Annotated in this window: 18 protein-coding genes; 5 read left to right on the forward strand and 13 right to left on the reverse strand. The window is 55.9% G+C overall.

Annotation, left to right across the window (positions count from 1 at the left end; translation table 11 throughout):
* Positions 1 to 115 precede the first annotated feature (115 nt).
* Positions 116 to 583 carry an outer membrane lipoprotein SlyB gene (gene slyB / locus IM291_RS02580; RefSeq protein WP_028012906.1) on the reverse strand — a complete coding sequence of 156 codons (468 nt, stop codon included), beginning with the start codon at positions 581 to 583 and terminating at the stop codon, positions 116 to 118.
* 255 nt (positions 584 to 838) lie between these two features.
* Between slyB and anmK the strand changes: the two genes are divergently transcribed.
* The 5 genes from anmK to pdxY all read left to right on the forward strand — a co-directional run bounded on the left by anmK (position 839) and on the right by pdxY (position 5,421).
* Positions 839 to 1,963 carry an anhydro-N-acetylmuramic acid kinase gene (gene anmK, locus IM291_RS02585; protein ID WP_192970972.1) on the forward strand — a complete coding sequence of 375 codons (1,125 nt, stop codon included), beginning with the start codon at positions 839 to 841 and terminating at the stop codon, positions 1,961 to 1,963.
* Between the two features lie 93 nt (positions 1,964 to 2,056).
* Complete coding sequence (mliC, locus tag IM291_RS02590; RefSeq protein WP_028012908.1) at positions 2,057 to 2,380, forward strand: C-type lysozyme inhibitor; 324 nt, start codon at positions 2,057 to 2,059, stop codon at positions 2,378 to 2,380.
* Between the two features lie 57 nt (positions 2,381 to 2,437).
* Positions 2,438 to 3,094: a pyridoxamine 5'-phosphate oxidase gene (gene pdxH / locus IM291_RS02595; RefSeq protein WP_028012909.1), complete on the forward strand. Its 657-nt coding sequence runs from the start codon at positions 2,438 to 2,440 to the stop codon at positions 3,092 to 3,094.
* A gap of 125 nt (positions 3,095 to 3,219) precedes the next feature.
* On the forward strand, positions 3,220 to 4,494 hold the full coding sequence (gene tyrS / locus IM291_RS02600) for a tyrosine--tRNA ligase (protein ID WP_028012910.1): 1,275 nt from the start codon (positions 3,220 to 3,222) through the stop codon (positions 4,492 to 4,494).
* 66 nt (positions 4,495 to 4,560) lie between these two features.
* Complete coding sequence (gene pdxY, locus IM291_RS02605) at positions 4,561 to 5,421, forward strand: pyridoxal kinase PdxY (RefSeq protein ID WP_192986043.1); 861 nt, start codon at positions 4,561 to 4,563, stop codon at positions 5,419 to 5,421.
* Between the two features lie 60 nt (positions 5,422 to 5,481).
* On the opposite strand, the gene gstA is transcribed toward pdxY, so the two are convergent.
* The 12 genes from gstA to blr form a co-directional block, all read right to left on the reverse strand.
* Positions 5,482 to 6,087: a glutathione transferase GstA gene (gene gstA, locus IM291_RS02610; RefSeq protein ID WP_028012912.1), complete on the reverse strand. Its 606-nt coding sequence runs from the start codon at positions 6,085 to 6,087 to the stop codon at positions 5,482 to 5,484.
* Positions 6,088 to 6,192: 105 nt separating this feature from the next.
* Positions 6,193 to 7,701 (reverse strand): dipeptide/tripeptide permease DtpA, encoded by a 1,509-nt coding sequence (gene dtpA / locus IM291_RS02615; protein WP_028012913.1) that lies wholly within the window; start codon positions 7,699 to 7,701, stop codon positions 6,193 to 6,195.
* A gap of 592 nt (positions 7,702 to 8,293) precedes the next feature.
* Entirely contained in the window at positions 8,294 to 8,929 is a 636-nt protein-coding gene (gene nth / locus IM291_RS02620) for an endonuclease III (protein WP_192986045.1), read from the reverse strand.
* Positions 8,926 to 9,612, reverse strand: a complete 687-nt coding sequence (locus IM291_RS02625) for an electron transport complex subunit E (RefSeq protein ID WP_023617347.1) — start codon at positions 9,610 to 9,612, stop codon at positions 8,926 to 8,928. Before IM291_RS02625 ends, nth begins: the two co-directional genes overlap by 4 nt.
* Positions 9,613 to 9,614: 2 nt before the next feature.
* Complete coding sequence (rsxG, locus tag IM291_RS02630; RefSeq protein ID WP_045261492.1) at positions 9,615 to 10,235, reverse strand: electron transport complex subunit RsxG; 621 nt, start codon at positions 10,233 to 10,235, stop codon at positions 9,615 to 9,617.
* 10 nt (positions 10,236 to 10,245) lie between these two features.
* Entirely contained in the window at positions 10,246 to 11,298 is a 1,053-nt protein-coding gene (gene rsxD / locus IM291_RS02635) for an electron transport complex subunit RsxD (RefSeq protein ID WP_028012916.1), read from the reverse strand.
* Positions 11,299 to 13,320: an electron transport complex subunit RsxC gene (gene rsxC / locus IM291_RS02640; RefSeq protein WP_192986047.1), complete on the reverse strand. Its 2,022-nt coding sequence runs from the start codon at positions 13,318 to 13,320 to the stop codon at positions 11,299 to 11,301.
* Positions 13,313 to 13,891 carry an electron transport complex subunit RsxB gene (gene rsxB, locus IM291_RS02645; protein ID WP_048222798.1) on the reverse strand — a complete coding sequence of 193 codons (579 nt, stop codon included), beginning with the start codon at positions 13,889 to 13,891 and terminating at the stop codon, positions 13,313 to 13,315. Before rsxB ends, rsxC begins: the two co-directional genes overlap by 8 nt.
* Positions 13,891 to 14,472 carry an electron transport complex subunit RsxA gene (gene rsxA, locus IM291_RS02650; RefSeq protein WP_028012919.1) on the reverse strand — a complete coding sequence of 194 codons (582 nt, stop codon included), beginning with the start codon at positions 14,470 to 14,472 and terminating at the stop codon, positions 13,891 to 13,893. Before rsxA ends, rsxB begins: the two co-directional genes overlap by 1 nt.
* Before the next feature lie 76 nt (positions 14,473 to 14,548).
* A complete protein-coding gene (locus IM291_RS02655) occupies positions 14,549 to 14,989 on the reverse strand; it encodes a DUF2569 domain-containing protein (RefSeq protein WP_023311379.1) in 441 nt (146 codons plus the stop codon).
* A gap of 86 nt (positions 14,990 to 15,075) precedes the next feature.
* Entirely contained in the window at positions 15,076 to 15,291 is a 216-nt protein-coding gene (ydgT, locus tag IM291_RS02660) for a transcription modulator YdgT (RefSeq protein WP_013096896.1), read from the reverse strand.
* Positions 15,292 to 15,524: 233 nt separating this feature from the next.
* Complete coding sequence (blr, locus tag IM291_RS02665) at positions 15,525 to 15,650, reverse strand: division septum protein Blr (RefSeq protein ID WP_168733269.1); 126 nt, start codon at positions 15,648 to 15,650, stop codon at positions 15,525 to 15,527.
* Positions 15,651 to 15,816 lie beyond the last annotated feature (166 nt).

Here is a 15,816-nt window from a genome sequence, read left to right on the forward strand (position 1 = left end):
GAAACAATATATGGCGCGTTTAATAATGTGTGGGGTGAATGTATTCTGTAAATATATTTGTGAGAGTGATATATATTGTAAATGGATGTGGCCTGATGACCACATCCATTTTTAATTAACGCGGAGAAACGGTAACCTGGCTGCCGTTGCTCGCCAGCACGACGCGTTGACCCGCAGAGAAGCGGGTGTTGCCCTGCTTCTGAACAACCATAATGGTGCTGCCGTCGTCTTTACGAATTTCCAGCTCTACACCCTGGGTTTTGTTCATCGCGCCCTGAACGCCCTGACCCGCGACACCACCCGCTACAGCGCCCGCTGCGGTTGCCAGAGAACGGCCCGTGCCGCCGCCAACGGTATTACCCAGGAAACCACCCAGTACAGCACCGCCGATTGCGCCCATCACGTTGTTTTCATCACCACCCTGAATTTGTACAGGACGGGCGTTAACAACGGTACCGTAAGTCACGCTCTGAACCTGTTTTGCTTCAGAAGCGCTGTAAACGTCGCCAGACAGCGAGCTGTCGTTCACACAGCCAGCCAGGGTTAAACCAATCAGCGAAACGCCCAGTACACGTACAATCATTTGAATCTCCTGTTCACCAAAAACGCCCATCTGGAGGCATCCGTTATGGCTAAATTATATGGCATAAAGAGCCATAGTTCATATCTTTGCACTAACAATAAGAAAATTGTACTTGAATTTGACTTAACGAGACATAAACAGGAGCCACTCGCCATACCGGCAAGACATTGTTAAAAAATATTATCGTCGGATGGCAAAGGAGCGCTGTTTATGGTTGAGTGGATATCCTTAGCCCACGCAACGTAAGGAAAGCGCATGAAATCGGGTCGCTACATTGGTGTGATGTCGGGCACCAGTCTGGATGGGGTAGATGTCGTTCTGGCCGCCATTGACGAACATATGGTGGCACAGCAGGCGAGCCTGACCTGGCCAATCCCCCTTTCGCTAAAAGAGGACATTCTGAGCATCTGTCAGGGGCAGCAGTTAACCCTCTCCCAGCTTGGTCAACTTGATGTTCGGCTGGGGGCGCTGTTTGCGGATGCGGTGCAGGCGTTAATGCAAAAAGAACATCTTCGTCCCCAGGATGTGGTCGCCATCGGGTGTCACGGACAAACCGTCTGGCATGAGCCGACTGGCGACGCGCCGCATACGTTGCAAATCGGCGATAACAACCAGATTGTGGCGAAGACGGGCGTAACGGTCGTCGGGGATTTTCGTCGCCGCGATATTGCCCTTGGCGGACAGGGCGCACCGCTGGTGCCCGCGTTTCATCAGGCACTACTGGCGCACCCTTCAGAACGCCGCATGGTGCTCAACATAGGCGGGATTGCTAACCTCTCGATGCTTATTCCGGGGCAGCCCGTTCGCGGCTACGATACCGGCCCGGGAAATATGTTAATGGATGCCTGGATCTGGCGGCAGTGCGGTCAACCGTATGATAAAAACGCCGAGTGGGCGAGTGAGGGGAAAGTGGTTCTCCCGCTGCTGCAGTCCATGCTCAGCGACCCTTATTTTGCTTTACCGGCGCCGAAAAGCACGGGACGAGAATACTTTAACTTTGGCTGGCTCGAGCGCCAGCTTGCGCTGTTCCCGGCACTCGCCCCGCAGGACGTCCAGGCGACGCTTGCCGAATTAACGGCCGTGTCGATCTCTGAGCAAGTGCTGCTCAGCGGCGGCTGCGAACGCCTGCTGGTGTGCGGCGGGGGAAGCCGAAACCCGCTGGTGATGGCGCGTCTTGCCGGGCTGCTGCCGGGCACTGAGGTGACCACGACGGACGAGGCCGGCATCAGCGGGGATGATATGGAAGCGCTGGCTTTCGCCTGGCTTGCCTGGCGCACCATCGCCGGGCTGCCAGGGAATTTGCCGTCGGTAACCGGCGCGCGTGAGGCCAGCGTCCTCGGGGCGATTTTCCCTGCAAATCCTCGTCATAATCAGAGTTAACTGAAATTCAGCGCGGCGCCTCGTCGTTAGAATGGAATAAAACAGGGGGGCAGCCATGCCCTCCAGGACCAGGAAAGTCTTCGGAATACGCCCATGAAAAAACTTCTTCTTATTGCCGCGCCTTTATTGCTGTCAGGATGCAGCGTCTATAACCAGTTCCTTGAGCGCATGCAGACCGATACGCTGGAGTATCGCTGCGATGAAAAACCGCTGACCGTGAAGCTGAATAACCCGCGTCAGGAAGCCAGCTTCGTTTACGATAACAAGCTGCTAACCCTTAAGCAGGGTATCTCGGCCTCCGGGGCGCGTTATTCGGACGGCATCTATGTCTTCTGGTCGAAAGGCGACAGCGCCACGGTCTACAAACGAGACCGCATTGTGCTGAACAACTGCCAGCTTGAAAATCCGAAGCGTTGAGATTTTTACAGGGGCGGCGCACAATAGCGCCACCCAATCTCAAGATCAGCTAACGCCATGTCAGATAACGACGAACTGCAGCAAATTGCGCATCTGCGCCGTGAATACACCAAAGGCGGCCTGCGTCGCCAGGATCTTCCCGCTGAACCCCTCGTGCTTTTTGAGCGCTGGCTGAAACAGGCCTGCGACGCGAAGCTGGCCGACCCAACGGCCATGGTCGTCGCGACGGTAGATGAAAACGGTCAACCGTATCAGCGCATCGTCTTGCTTAAGCATTACGACGAGAAAGGGCTGGTGTTCTATACCAATCTGGGCAGCCGCAAGGCGCACCACTTAGAAAACAACCCGCGCATCAGCCTGCTGTTCCCGTGGCATATGCTTGAACGTCAGGTGATGGTCACCGGGAAAGCGGAACGTCTCTCGACCCTTGAGGTGGTGAAGTATTTCCACAGCCGCCCGCGCGACAGCCAGATTGGTGCCTGGGTATCAAAACAGTCCAGCCGGATCTCTGCCCGCGGCGTGCTGGAAAGTAAATTCCTGGAGCTGAAACAGAAGTTCCAGCAGGGGGAAATTCCGCTGCCGAGCTTCTGGGGCGGCTTCCGCATTCCGATTGAGCAGATGGAATTCTGGCAGGGTGGTGAGCATCGCCTGCATGACCGCTTTTTATACCAGCGCGAGAATGGCGGCTGGAAAATCGACAGACTGGCCCCGTAATCCCCGAAATTTGTTGATTTAAGCGCTAGCGCACACCGCGCTTGCGCTTTATTCTATGGTCCTTTCGCATCAGGCGAAAAGTCGTGTACCGGCAAAGGTGCAGTCGTTTATACATGGAGAATTTGATGGCAAGCAGTAACTTGATTAAACAATTGCAAGAGCGGGGCCTCGTGGCCCAGGTGACGGACGAGGAAGCGTTAGCAGAGCGACTGGCGCAAGGCCCGATCGCGCTCTATTGCGGCTTCGATCCCACCGCTGACAGCTTGCATTTGGGGCATCTTGTTCCATTGTTATGCCTGAAACGCTTCCAGATGGCGGGTCATAAGCCTGTTGCCCTGGTGGGCGGCGCGACCGGTCTGATTGGTGACCCGAGCTTTAAAGCCGCGGAGCGTAAGCTGAACACCGAAGATACCGTGCAGGAGTGGGTGGATAAGATCCGCAAACAGGTTGCACCGTTCCTCGACTTCAACTGTGGTGATAACTCTGCCATTGCTGCTAACAACTACGACTGGTTTGGCGGCATGAACGTGCTGACCTTCCTGCGTGACATCGGCAAGCACTTCTCTGTTAACCAGATGATTAACAAAGAAGCGGTCAAGCAGCGTCTGAACCGTGACGATCAGGGTATCTCCTTTACCGAGTTCTCCTACAACCTGCTGCAGGGCTATGACTTTGCCTGCCTGAACAAGCTGCACGGCGTCTCTCTGCAGATCGGCGGCTCTGACCAGTGGGGGAACATCACCTCCGGTATCGACCTGACCCGTCGTCTGCATCAGAACCAGGTCTTCGGCCTGACCGTTCCACTGATCACCAAAGCAGACGGCACCAAATTCGGTAAAACCGAAGGCGGCGCGGTGTGGCTCGATCCGAAGAAAACCAGCCCGTACAAATTCTATCAGTTCTGGATCAACACGGCGGATGCCGATGTTTACCGCTTCCTGAAGTTCTTCACCTTCATGGACATTGCAGAGATCAATGCGCTGGAAGAGGAAGATAAGAACAGCGGTAAAGCGCCGCGTGCCCAGTACGTTCTGGCGGACGAAGTGACCAAACTGGTTCATGGTGAAGAGGGCCTGGCCGCGGCAAAACGCATCACCGCAAGCCTGTTCAACGGTACGCTGAGCGATCTGAGCGAAGCGGACTTCGAACAGCTGGCGCAGGACGGCGTGCCGATGGTTGAGATGGAAAAAGGAGCTGACCTGATGCAGGCGCTGGTGGACTCTGAGCTCCAGCCTTCCCGTGGTCAGGCGCGTAAAACCATCGCCTCCAACGCTATCACCATCAACGGTGAAAAGCAGGCTGATCCGGAATACACCTTCGTTGACGGCGATCGTCTGTATGGCCGCTACACGCTACTGCGCCGCGGTAAGAAAAACTACTGTCTGGTCTGCTGGAAGTAAGTAAAAGTCTCGAGGGGCGTGGGAAACCACGCCCTTTTTGTTTGTTCAGGGTTTGGTAAGAAAAAGATGAAGAACATCCTCGCCATTCAGTCCCACGTTGTGTTTGGACATGCTGGCAATAGCGCAGCGGAATTCCCGATGCGCCGCCTCGGTGCCAACGTCTGGCCTCTCAATACCGTGCAGTTCTCTAACCACACGCAATACGGCAAATGGACCGGCTGCGTGATGCCGCCTTCGCACCTCACAGAGGTTGTGCAGGGTATTGCGGATATCGACCAGCTCAAGCGCTGCGACGCCGTTCTGAGCGGCTACCTCGGCTCAGCGGAGCAGGGGGAACACATCCTCGGCATCGTCCGTCAGGTGAAAGCGGCAAACCCGGCGGCAAAATATTTCTGCGACCCCGTCATGGGACACCCGGAGAAAGGCTGCATTGTGGCGCCTGGCGTAGCGGAATTTCACGTTCGCCATGCGCTGCCCGCCAGCGATATCATTGCGCCCAACCTGATTGAGCTGGAGATCCTCTGCGGGCATCCGGTTAACAGCGTAGAAGAGGCTGTACGCGCGTCTCGCGAGCTGATTGCCCAGGGGCCGGAGATTGTGCTGGTAAAACATCTCGCCCGCGCAGGGCTGACCCAGGAGCGTTTTGAGATGCTGCTGGTGACGAAAGATGACGCATGGCATATCAGCCGTCCGCTGGTGGATTTCGGCACGCGTCAGCCGGTGGGCGTGGGTGATGTGACCAGCGGGCTGCTGCTGGTGAAACTGTTGCAGGGTGCAACGGTGAAAGACGCGCTGGAGCACGTGACGGCAGCGGTGTACGAAATTATGATTGCGACGAAAGAGATGCAGGAATATGAACTGCAGGTGGTCGCGGCACAGGATCGTATCGCGAAGCCGGAGCACTATTTCAGCGCCACACGGCTATAATCGTCCTGAGTTCGTAGGCCGGGTGAGCGTCAGCGCCACCCGGCAACACAGACGCCTCGCTTAATTCAACCCTTCCGCTTTTAGCGCAGCGGCCACTGCTGGACGCTCCGCCACGCGCGCCATATACGATGCGATATGGTCCAACCCTTCCAGGTTCAGCTTAACCGCACGCGCCCAGCGCAGTACGGTAAACAGGTACGCGTCGGCAATGGTGAAGCGTGAACCACAAATCCACTGATCGTCTTTCAGCGATTCGTTAACATACTGCAGCTTTTTCTCCAGCAGAGCTCGCACGGTCGGCTTGTACTCCTCCGGCGTATCCGGGCGGAAGAGGGGGGTAAAACCTTTGTGCAGCTCGGTGGCGATATAGTTCAACCACTCCAGCGTTTTATAACGTGCGACGCTGCCGGTAGGGGCAAGGAGCTGGCGATCCGGTACGTTGTCCGCCAGGAATTGCATAATCGCCACGCCTTCGGTCAGCAGAGTTCCGTCATCCAGCAGCAGGGCCGGAACCTGCCCTTTTGGGTTAATCGCAAAAAAGTCATCCCCGTTTTCCAGGCGCTTTTTCATCAGATCAACGCCATCCAGCGTGAAATCTTTGCCGCTCTCGCGCAGGGTAATATGGGAAGCAAGAGAGCACGCGCCCGGTTTGTAGAACAGTTTCATCGGTAACTCCTTTTTGCTGAGGTTTCAGCTATGTTAGTGCGCGAAGGGACAAAAAAAAAGCCGCTAATCTCTTAGCGGCTTCTGTTCTGTCGTTTCTCTCAAATATCACGCGGTAGCGGTTTTGTTCGCTTCCGCCGTCTTGTCGTCGTCCTGAGTCATTCGATTCAGTTTCGGCGCTGTCAGCAGCATCAGCGCCGCGATAACCGCCGTAGCGATACCAATCTGCATGAACACGGTACCGTAGACGTTCAGGGAGAGCAGCGGATCGGTCACGTTTTCTGGCACAGCCATCAGGTTTGCGATCTTACCGGCGATGATCGCCGCACCGGCAGTGGTCAGGAACCAGCTACCCATAATGAAGCCCATCAGACGCTGTGGAACCAGCTGTGCAACCATCGCCAGACCCAGACCGGAGATCATCAGTTCGCCGATAGACTGCAGCGCGTAGCTCAGGATCAGCCAGTTAACGGACACGATACCGGCGTCGGACGCAAACTTTGTCCCCAGCGGCAGCACCAGGAACGCACCAGAACAGAGCACCATACCCACCGCGAACTTGTGCGGCATTGGCAGACGATCGCCCATCTTGTTATAGATTGCGGCCAGAATCGGGGAACCGATCATGATCCAGAATGGGTTCAGCGCCTGGAACTGCTCGGGTTCGAATGCGATACCCAGGATAGAGTGCTCAACGTTACGAATAGCGAAGAAGTTCAGAGAGGTTGGCATCTGGCTGTACAGCACGAAGAAGATAATCGCTTCCAGCATCAGAATGAACGCCACAATCATCTTACGACGGGCTGCACCCTTCATAGCGAACGCTTCTTTCGCGAAGATGACCACGATGCCCAGCGCAACTACGCCCAGAACGGCACGAGCGATACCCTGGTTGTGCAGCAGCCAGGTGGCGATCGCCGCCAGGACGACAACGCCCACGATGGTAGCCAGCAGCTTGCCCATGTGGACAGGCTCGAAGTCAGGTTTTGAACCGTAGTCTTTCACCCAGTTGCGGCAGAACAGGAAGTTTACCACGGTGATCAGCATACCCACGAAGCTCAGCGCAAACGCCACGCTCCAGCCGAATTTCGCGGCCAGCCATGGGGTTGCCAGCATGGAAAAGAAGGAACCGATGTTGATGGACATGTAGTACATGGTAAATGCACCGTCCAGACGTGGGTCATCTTTGCTGTAGCAGGTTGAGAGCAGGGAAGACGGGTTCGCTTTGAACAGGCCGTTACCTACGGCGATGGTTGCCATGCCCATGTAGACCACAGCCGCATCATGTCCTGACCATGCAACCAGACCATAGCCAATAGCCAGAACAATGGCACCCAGCATAATGACGCGCTTAGTACCGAGAACTTTATCACCCAGCCAGCCGCCGATAGCAACCAGACCGTAAACGAGGGCACTAAAGGAGGAGAACAGCGTGATGGAATCGGCTTCGGACATACCCAGCTGTTTAACCAGGTAAACCGCCATGATCCCTTGCAGGCCGTAGTAACCAAAACGCTCCCATAACTCGATAGAGAAGATGAGATAAAACGCTTTCGGTTGTTTAAAAGCGTTCAGACTCACGCTTTCATCTGTTGGTTTATTGTTTGCAGTCGACACATATACCTCTTTTTTTACATCCCATATTAACGGGGGTGTTCATCGCGTGATGGCCGTAGCCCATCCGCCTTATAGTTATATTGGGAGGAGAAACGGCGGGTAATGTTCACTATCCTGCCCCGTCTGGCAATACGTTTGTAATAATCTGTTACATATATCTTGAGCGGTATAATTGTCGGTTTCTACAAATGTTATTTAGCGTTAAATTTTATACGATAACTAAAGGTAGTTTTTTCGACTGGTATACACCCAGTGCGATGGGGTTTTGGCGATATGTTCTGCTATTTGCCGCTTGTTGTAGTGATATAGCCCATATTCTGAAAAATAGCTGGTCTTATCTTCCGGGTAAACGCATTTAAATCTTGCCCGGCAAAGGGTTTGCGATGACTTTGACTACAAAAAATCAACATGACGTTATCAGAGTGATCGCGATCACAGATGTATAGAAATTTTTGGCTATGAAAAAAGTATTAACCTGTTTGAGCGTTATAGAGCCGAACAAGTGACAAGTCAGGAGAAAGTAAGAGCGGACAAATAACGGCCAAAAGAAGAACGAACGGTAGTCCTTCTTTTGGTAAGGGGATTATGACGGTCAGGGATAGACTTTTTCTTTATATTCGCAGAGATCTTCAATAACGCAGGAGCCGCAGCGCGGCTTTCGGGCTATGCAGGTATAACGACCGTGCAAAATCAGCCAGTGGTGGCAGTTAACCTTGAATTCGGCAGGAACCACTTTTAATAGCTTCTCTTCTACCTGCTCGACATTTTTCCCTGGGGCGAAGTTGGTCCGGTTTGAGACGCGGAATATATGCGTATCAACGGCGATGGTCGGCCAGCCAAACGCGGTATTGAGCACAACGTTCGCGGTTTTACGCCCCACGCCCGGCAAGGCTTCCAGCGCGGCGCGATCTTCCGGTACTTCGCCTCCGTGCTGTTCCAGCAGGATCCGACAGGTCTTAATCACGTTCTCGGCTTTGCTGTTAAACAGGCCGATGGTTTTGATATAAGACTTAACGCCTTCCACGCCCAGCTCCAGCATGGCCTTCGGCGTATTGGCGACCGGATAGAGCAGGGCAGTGGCTTTATTGACGCTCACGTCGGTCGCCTGCGCAGAGAGCAACACCGCGATCAGCAGCTCAAACGGGGAGGTAAAATTCAGCTCCGTCGTCGGGTGCGGGTTCTCGTCCCGCAGACGGGTCAGGATCGCAATGCGCTTTTCTTTATTCATGAGGCCTTCTCGGGTGTCCCTTCCAGAACGCTGCGCTCAGCCGCGCGGCGCTTACGTTTCTCATCAATCAGGTATTTTATCGCCAGCATCATGCCGAGGCCAATAAACGCGCCGGGCGGCAGCATCGCCAGCAGGAACGGCGTATCGGTGTGAAACACCTCAACGCGCAGCGCTTTAGCCCAGCCGCCCAGCAGCGCATCTGCGCCGTCGAACAGCGTACCGTTGCCGAGGATTTCACGCAGCGAGCCCAGCACGAACATGGCGCACGTGGCGCCCATGCCAATGGAAAAACCATCCAGCGCCGACATGGCCGGGCTGTTTTTCACCGCGAACGCTTCCGCACGCCCGACCACGATACAGTTGGTGACGATAAGAGGAATGAAGATCCCGAGCGACTGGTACAGACCAAACGCGTAGGCGTTAATCAGCATCTGGACAATACTGACCACCGACGCAATGATCATGACGTAAATCGGAATACGAATTTCCGACGGCGTCCAGCGTCGCAGGGCAGAGATGGAGAGGTTGGTCAGGGTCAATACCAGCGTGGTTGCCAGACCCAGACCGAGCGCGTTGGTGGCGGTGGATGTCACTGCCAGCAGGGGGCACATGCCCAGAAGCTGTACCAGCGCGGAGTTGTTCTTCCACAATCCCTGGACAATAACCTCTTTAACCTGGCTCATGATTACTCCTCACAGGCCGGAAGATTGTTGATCTGCGCGGGCAGCGTTTCAGCGTACAGCCCGGCTCGTTTTACGGCGTTTACCACCGCCCGCGGGGTGATGGTTGCGCCCGTGAACTGGTCAAACTCGCCGCCGTCTTTCTTCACCGCAAACGCGGTGTCATCTTCACCATGGATCACTTTACCGGCAAAGTGCAAAATCCAGTCGCTCAGACGGGTTTCAATTTTGTCGCCAAGACCCGGCGTTTCATGATGTTCCGTCACGCGGGTGCCCAGGATGGTACCGGAGAAATCGCTGCCCACGAGCAGCTGAATGGCGCCGGAATAGCCGTCAGGGGCGGTCGCTTCCATCACCGCGCCGACCGGTTTATCCCCTTTGCGGGCGATAAAGAGGCGGTGCGGGCCTTTCCCAAGCTGCGGCGCATCTACCACAAAGCAGCTTTTTTGCAGGTCATTATCGTAGAAATCGGACGGGATCACCTGATCGAACAGCGCCTTTTGCTGCTTCGAGGCCTGTTCTTCGATGGTCGTTTTGGTCAACGCATTAACCAGTGCCGTCAGCCCCGTCAGGACCGCGGCGAAGACAGCCAGCGTGACGCCGTGTTTTTGCATCGTTTTTAACATGGCGAAACCCTTAGCGATGGCCGTACACGCGCGGACGCGTGTAATAGTCGATGAGCGGAACGGTAATATTGGCGAGCAGGACGGCAAAGGCCACGCCGTCCGGGTAGCCGCCGAAGCTGCGGATGAGCCAAACCAGCAGGCCAGCCAGCGCGCCGAAGATCAGGCGTCCGCGGTTAGTCGTTGAGGCCGTCACCGGATCCGTCAGGATAAAGAAGGCACCCAGCATGGTCGCGCCGGAGAGCAGGTGCATCTGCGGGCTGGCCAGCGATTCAGGAGAGAATACCCAGCCCAGCGTGGCGCAGACCGCCAGCGTCACGAGGAAGCTGACCGGAATATGCCAGCGGATGGCCTTCTGCTGCAGCAGGAACAGGCCGCCCAGCAGATACGCCAGGTTGACCCACTGCCAGCCGGCTCCCGCCAGCACGCCGCTGTAGATGGCCGATTTCATAATTTGCTCAACGCTGTGCCCGGCATGCAGCGACGTTTTAAACGTATCGAGCGGCGTCGCCTGGCTGATACCGTCCACGCCCATACGCAGCGCGTTCATATCAGCACCCAGCGCCGTATGGCCGGTAAAGATCACCTGCAGAGCATCCATAAAGCCGGGAACCGTGGCTGCAATCTCGTGCGGTGGCAGCCAGCTGGTCATCTGTACCGGGAAAGAGATCAGCAGCACCACGTAACCAATCATCGCCGGGTTAAACGGGTTATGACCGAGGCCGCCGTAGAGCTGTTTGGCAATAATCACGGCAAACACGGTGCCGAGCACCACCATCCACCACGGGGCAAGCGGGGGAATGCTAATGGCCAGCAGCAGGCCGGTCAGCAGAGCGGAGTTGTCCGCCAGGATGCGGGAAACCGCCATCTTGCGCAGCTTCAGCACGAGGGCTTCCGCCGCGACGGCGCTGGCGCATCCAAGAGCTATCTGGAACAGAGTTCCCCAGCCGAAAAACCAGCACTGAACGGCAATGCCCGGCAGCGCGGCCAGGCAGACCAGCATCATGATGCGCGAGGTCTGGCGCTGATTGTGGGTGTAAGGGGAACTTGCGATTCTGAAAACCATTTAATCCTCGTTTACGGCTTGCTGTGCGGCTTTCTTTGCCTGAACGCGCGCAATGGCGGCGGCGACGGCGGCCTTGCGCGGGTCATCGTTGGCGGCCTGCGGCTGCTCTTCCTGCTGCGCTGCTTTGCGCGCTTTGGCGCGGGCTATCGCCGCTTCAACGGCGGCTTTGCGTGGGTCGACCGGTGCTTCAGGTTCTGCGGCTGGCGCCTGCTGCGCTGCTTTGCGCGCTTTGGCGCGGGCAATCGCCGCTTCAACGGCAGCTTTACGCGGATCGACCGGTTCCTGTTCAACCACCACTGGCTGCTCCCCGGCCTTGCGCGCTTTGGCACGGGCTATTGCCGCTTCGACGGCGGCTTTGCGTGGATCGATTTCAGCTTCCGGCTGCGCCGCTTGCGCTTTTTCCGCCTGACGGGCGCGGGCCGCAGCTTTACGCGCTTCGCGGGCGGCAATCGCTTCGCTGTTATCCGGTTTTTCACCGGCCTGGATCACCAGCGTCTGGGCGGCACTGGCTTTTTTCTCGCGAACGCGCGCCAGTGCGGCGTTGATTGCATCCTGATCTTTCCCGGCAGGCTGAACGGCGGCCTGCTTATGTCGCTCCTGACGAGCCATCTTCTCACGTTCGAGACGCGCCTGACGCGCTTCGAAACGTGCCTTGGCTTCTGCGGCGCGTTTTTCTTCCATGGAGATGGCATAAATCTCGGCCTTCTCCTGGCGGAAGTACTGCACCAGCGGAATATTGCTTGGGCAGACCCAGGCGCAGGCGCCGCATTCGATGCAGTCGGCCAGGTTATGGGCTTTGGCTTTATCGTGCAGCTGGCCTTTGCTGTACCAGTACAGCTGCTGCGGGAGGAGATCCGCCGGGCAGGCATCGGCACAGGCGCTGCAGCGGATGCAGCCTTTCTCTTCCTGCTCCTCCCCCATTTCGGTTGGGGAAGGGGCGAGCAGGCAGTTGGTGATTTTCACTACCGGAACGTCGAGCCACGGCAGGGTAAAGCCCATCAGCGGACCGCCCATGATCACCATCTGGTCGCTGGCCGGGCAAAATTCAGCCTGTTCCAGCAGATGGCGCACCGGCGTGCCGAGGCGCGCCCAGACGTTACCCGGACGAGAGACAGACTCTCCGGTCAGCGTTACCACGCGCTCGGTCAACGGCTCGCCGTCAATCACCGCACGCTTGACGGCGTAAGCGGTGCCGACGTTTTGCATCAGCACGCCGATATCCGACGAGCGTCCGCCGTGCGGGACCTGCTTGCCGGTGAGGATTTGCGTCAGCTGTTTTGCGCCGCCAGAGGGGTACTTGGTCGGAATAACGCGCAGGGCGATATCATGGCTACCGGCCAGCACGGCGCGCAGCATTGAAATAGCCTGCGGTTTATTGTCTTCGATACCAATCAGCACTTCCCGCGGCTGCAGAATGTGCGCAAGGATGCGGATGCCTTCCACCACTTGGGCGGCACAGTCCTGCATCAGACGATCGTCGGCGGTGATGTACGGTTCGCATTCGGCGGCGTTGATAATCAGCGTCTGAATGTTATCGCCACCGCCGCGCAGCTTGACGCCGGTCGGGAAGCCCGCGCCGCCAAGCCCGGCCACGCCGAACTGATGAATGCGCTCGATGAGCGCTTCGCGGCTCTGGCTGCGGTAGTCGCTCCAGCCGTCACGGTCAATCCAGCGGTCTTCGCCGTCGGCTTCAATAATCACGCTCAGTTCCGACAGCGCGGACGGATGCGCCACCGTATGCGGCGCAATGGCGACCACCTTACCGGAGGTGGGGGCGTGTACCGGCAGCATACGTCCGCGTCCGAAGGTCAGCGGCTGACCGCGCAGCACCGTATCGCCTTCTTTCACGCACAGCTCGCCCTCAGCGCCAATATGCTGCTTGAGCGGCATGACGTAACGCGTCGCCAGCGGAATTTGACGCAGCGGCGTGCCGTTGGACTGGGTTTTCATCTCTGGCGGATGGATACCGCCGTCAAAGTCCCAGATCTTCTCTTTTCTGAAAGCAGAAAATAACTTAAGCATGTTGTTCCACAGGAATATTGCGAACCGGAATGGTTTGAAGATCCCACTTCCAGCTTTCGGTAGTCGTTTCAACCGGGCGCAGCTCTATACATTGCGTCGGGCAGGGGGCCACGCAGAGGTTACAGCCGGTGCAGAGATCCGCCACAACGGTGTGCATGGCGCGCGTTGCGCCAACAATGGCGTCGACCGGACAGGCCTGAATACATTTGGTGCAGCCGATGCAGTTTGCTTCGTCGATCACCGCGAGGGCACGGACCGGCTCCTGCACGTCCGCATCGCCATCAACGGGCTGCGGATCGACGTTAAGCAGGGCGGCAATTTTCAACATTACCGCTTCACCACCGGGCGCGCAGCGGTTAATTTTTTCACCCTGAACCCCTACCGCTTCGGCATAGGGGCGGCAGCCGGGGTAGCCACATTGGCCGCACTGGCTTTGCGGCAGAAGCTCATCAATTTTCTCTACAACGGGATCGTCCTCTACCGCGAAACGGCGGGAGGCGTAGCCCAGGATAAGGCCAAACACCAACCCCAGGACGCTGATAGAGGCGATGGCAATCCAGATAGCACTCATTACAACTTCACCAGACCACTAAAGCCCATAAAGGCCAGAGACATTAAACCCGCGGTCACCAGCGCAATGGCATTACCGCGAAATGGCGCAGGGATGTCCGCTGCTGCGAGACGTTCGCGAATCGACGCGAACAGCACCATAACAAATGAGAAACCGACAGCGGCGGAGAAACCGTACAGCGCCGACTGCATGAAGTTATGGCCAAGGTTGATGTTCAGCAGCGCCACGCCAAGCACCGCACAGTTGGTGGTGATCAGCGGCAGGAAGATACCCAGCAGGCGATAGAGCGCCGGGCTGGTTTTACGCACCACCATTTCGGTAAATTGCACCACCACCGCAATGACCAGAATAAACGCCAGCGTGCGGAGATAGATTAACCCCAGCGGGATGAGGATCCAGGTGTCAATCAACCACGCGCAGATGGACGCCAGCGTCATGACGAAGGTCGTCGCCAGCCCCATGCCCATCGCCGTTTCCAGCTTTTTGGACACGCCCATAAACGGGCACAGGCCAAGGAACTTCACCAGAACGAAGTTGTTAACCAGCACGGTGCCGACAAAGAGCAGTAAGTAATCGGTCATTATTTAGCCTGAAATAAAAAAGCCGCCTATTATCGGACAAACCGGGGCAGGCGACAACAGGTTATCTGTAAGGTTATTACGGGTTCACGAAGGTGTTTTTCACACGCGTCGAACGTTTGAAATAGGGCACCAGCAGCGCCGCAGCCAGTAACGGGAAAAGCAGCTGGCGGACAGCAAGCGCGTCAGACACGGGCGAGAAAGCAAACGCTTTAACCGCCAGCAGAACCGAAATGAGCAGCCAGATAATGTAGTGCTTAGGCACACTCTTGCGGCGCTTAAAGAAAGCGATAGTCAGCCACAGGGTGTAGTACCACATCCCAATCGCGAAAACGAACGACACAAACCACATCGCTATATTCAGCACGCTTTGCGACATCAGGGTCTGAATAGCGTGAGGGGTAATCAATGCGGTGGTATAAAGCAGCAGCGCAAGCGATGCGCTTAATAAGGCAACCAGCAGCCATGCCAGTGGGGCGATTAACCAGCCTCCGATGCGTTCTCCAGGCGTTGCGGTCATGAACTCTCCCATTATCTGCGCGAAATGTTGTACAGCCAGTTTGCAGGGCGGAGAGTATATAACATTTCGCGCGGATGGCTACTTTCTTATAAAACGTAACGCCATACGGACTTCGGCACCTCGCCGACGTTGAACAAGCGTCCGCCGGAGACCAGCTCCGCACGGCGATGGTCAGCGGCGCGATACATATTGATAATGTCCTGATTATCCGACAGGGTGTAGTTCAGATGGTCAAACAGTTTTTCCAGGCTCTCAAGCGAATTGATCTTGCGAAATTTTAATAAATAGTCCTGAACTGTCATATTAATAATTTTCCATATAAAAGTGAGTAATACCAGTTAAGGTAATTCGGTCGAATAATAAACGGATTAATACAGACGTAAACAGCCCACTCAGATAACGCGACGAAATTAGGAGTTTTCTTTGCTGAAATTCAGGCACCGAAGGTGATGCCTGGAAGAGAAGGTTAACCGTGTTCACCAGGGCTGGCAATACGAAACTGACACATTATGTCACTCTTTAAAGCAGCAACCGGTTACTTAGGATGGGTGACGGCAGCAGGCTCCGGCGGCTGGTAGTTATCAATATGGCTGGCTACGCCGAGCAAAATGACCGAAACTCCAAGAACAATCCATCCCGCTAATTCAATGATTCGATTAATAATTGATGCCATGATTCACTGTTGTAATTTATCCATAAATACAGGTCGCAAATGTTACAGCGCTGTTTCTCTGACAGCAAGCGCTTTGGGAACGATTCCCTTAAACAAAATCAGAAGGTTAATACTATGTAACAAAAATAGCCGGTACAGCCTGCTATTTTAAGCG

The sequence above is a fragment of the Enterobacter cloacae complex sp. P27C genome (assembly GCF_014895705.1).
In the GTDB taxonomy this organism is placed as follows: domain Bacteria; phylum Pseudomonadota; class Gammaproteobacteria; order Enterobacterales; family Enterobacteriaceae; genus Enterobacter; species Enterobacter bugandensis.

Excerpts from the sequence above, each read along its gene's own strand:
- slyB (WP_028012906.1), bottom strand. The coding sequence starts at position 583 with ATGATTGTACGTGTACTGGGCGTTTCGCTGATTGGTTTAACCCTGGCT.
- pdxY (WP_192986043.1), top strand. The coding sequence starts at position 4,561 with ATGAAGAACATCCTCGCCATTCAGTCCCACGTTGTGTTTGGACATGCT.
- mliC (WP_028012908.1), top strand. The coding sequence starts at position 2,057 with ATGAAAAAACTTCTTCTTATTGCCGCGCCTTTATTGCTGTCAGGATGC.
- rsxG (WP_045261492.1), bottom strand. The coding sequence starts at position 10,235 with ATGTTAAAAACGATGCAAAAACACGGCGTCACGCTGGCTGTCTTCGCC.
- tyrS (WP_028012910.1), top strand. The coding sequence starts at position 3,220 with ATGGCAAGCAGTAACTTGATTAAACAATTGCAAGAGCGGGGCCTCGTG.
- rsxB (WP_048222798.1), bottom strand. The coding sequence starts at position 13,891 with ATGAGTGCTATCTGGATTGCCATCGCCTCTATCAGCGTCCTGGGGTTG.
- IM291_RS02625 (WP_023617347.1), bottom strand. The coding sequence starts at position 9,612 with ATGAGCCAGGTTAAAGAGGTTATTGTCCAGGGATTGTGGAAGAACAAC.
- ydgT (WP_013096896.1), bottom strand. The coding sequence starts at position 15,291 with ATGACAGTTCAGGACTATTTATTAAAATTTCGCAAGATCAATTCGCTT.
- IM291_RS02655 (WP_023311379.1), bottom strand. The coding sequence starts at position 14,989 with ATGACCGCAACGCCTGGAGAACGCATCGGAGGCTGGTTAATCGCCCCA.
- rsxA (WP_028012919.1), bottom strand. The coding sequence starts at position 14,472 with ATGACCGATTACTTACTGCTCTTTGTCGGCACCGTGCTGGTTAACAAC.
- rsxD (WP_028012916.1), bottom strand. The coding sequence starts at position 11,298 with ATGGTTTTCAGAATCGCAAGTTCCCCTTACACCCACAATCAGCGCCAG.
- pdxH (WP_028012909.1), top strand. The coding sequence starts at position 2,438 with ATGTCAGATAACGACGAACTGCAGCAAATTGCGCATCTGCGCCGTGAA.
- rsxC (WP_192986047.1), bottom strand. The coding sequence starts at position 13,320 with ATGCTTAAGTTATTTTCTGCTTTCAGAAAAGAGAAGATCTGGGACTTT.
- nth (WP_192986045.1), bottom strand. The coding sequence starts at position 8,929 with ATGAATAAAGAAAAGCGCATTGCGATCCTGACCCGTCTGCGGGACGAG.
- anmK (WP_192970972.1), top strand. The coding sequence starts at position 839 with ATGAAATCGGGTCGCTACATTGGTGTGATGTCGGGCACCAGTCTGGAT.
- gstA (WP_028012912.1), bottom strand. The coding sequence starts at position 6,087 with ATGAAACTGTTCTACAAACCGGGCGCGTGCTCTCTTGCTTCCCATATT.